The sequence below is a fragment of the Microcoleus sp. BM001215392 genome (genome assembly GCF_036700185.1).
GTDB lineage: Bacteria > Cyanobacteriota > Cyanobacteriia > Cyanobacteriales > Microcoleaceae > Microcoleus.
Window position 1 is genome coordinate 1 of record NZ_JAUBOJ010000720.1, and the last position, 1,324, is coordinate 1,324.

Below are 1,324 nucleotides of genomic sequence, written 5' to 3' on the forward strand. Positions count from 1 at the left end.
GAACCGGACTTGACACTTGTCGCATCATCCGGCCGGGGCCTTTGCCTTCACAGTACGTTTACCACTGTGTACCACTTTATGACAGATTTTGTGTAGGTAAAGAGAGATTGTCGATGGCATCCGAGCCTCCTTTTGTCATTGGTACTATGTCATGTGTTTCGATAGCTTCACCATTGCTAAGATCTTCGCCACAGATAGGGCATTTCCCTCCTTGATTTTGGGCAATTTGGTAATACTTCGACCCTTTTTCCCAGATGGTTTTCCCAGATTTTGCGGCTCTTTTAGCCCAGTATTTTGTTAAGTTGGGGTCGTCTGGGGATGCTATTCCTTTTACCTTTATGTGGCGTTCGATGGGTATTTTAGCTATATTAAATAGGCTAATTTCCTTGTTGTTACCTTTTCTGTCCTTGAGATTGCAGGTAAACTCGCACCCTTTGCCTCTAATTTTAAAGTATCGGTTGGCAATCCACCGTTTGCTCTTGTTTGGGTGTCGCCGTTTTGCCCATCGCCAAAGTGAATACCATACCTCAGAACTGATGTAGCTAAACACTTCTTTGCTGACGGCATGGCGATAGTAGTTTCCAAAGCCTCGAAGTTTGGGGTTTAATTGTTCAATGACAATTTTCTGTTCTACCGTTTTATTTCTTTTGAGCCATTCCCTGATTTCCTTAAGGAATTTCAGGACTTGCTCTTTTTGCGGTTAGATCCCACATTCCGCACCCCCAAGGGGCATCGTACGCGGATTGAGGGGGTAAAAGTGAATCATCCGAGACAATAGTGAGTAAAAATTACTCAATAATTTCGGTCACGCTGGCATTGCCTAGTTAAGAATTCCTGACAAGAGACGTGAGGGGGTGAGTTGAAATTGCGATCAGTAATAAACTTAGTTTTTCACCTCACTGTTACCCAATCGCCTGACCAAAATGCGTTAATTGCGATCGCTCTTGGGTAACCAATCATCACCAAAAATAGTGTAAACTGGCGAGATCGATCAACGCTCAAATCAGGACTCAGCAACCCATGCAGAAAGCATCCCAGATGACAGTAGAAAACTTAGACCATCTGGGCTTGATAGCCGGTATAGTTGATGAAATAGGAATTGTCCAAAAAATCAATGAATTAGTAGGCGAACAAACGGGCGAGATAGTCAGTCCCGGCCTGGTAGTTAAAGCCACGATTATCAATGGATTAGGGATGGTTTCCGCCCCACTATACTTATTTTCTAAATTTTTTTAAGGGAAAGCAATAGAACATTTACTTGGGTCAGGAATTCAAGCATCACATCTGAATGATGACCGTTTAGGCAGAGTATTAGATAAATTAT

The 1,324-nt window shown here is 42.8% G+C and carries 1 protein-coding gene and 1 pseudogene; one reads left to right on the forward strand and one right to left on the reverse strand.

Translation table 11 applies throughout. The features are described from left to right. Positions 1–76: 76 nt before the first annotated feature. Positions 77–682: a group II intron maturase-specific domain-containing protein gene (locus QT974_RS34890; RefSeq protein ID WP_442933244.1), complete on the reverse strand. Its 606-nt coding sequence runs from the start codon at positions 680–682 to the stop codon at positions 77–79. Between the two features lie 356 nt (positions 683–1,038). Here QT974_RS34890 and QT974_RS34430 point away from each other — a divergent pair. Continuing rightward, positions 1,039–1,324, forward strand: a pseudogene (locus QT974_RS34430) (DUF4277 domain-containing protein); the annotation flags it as partial.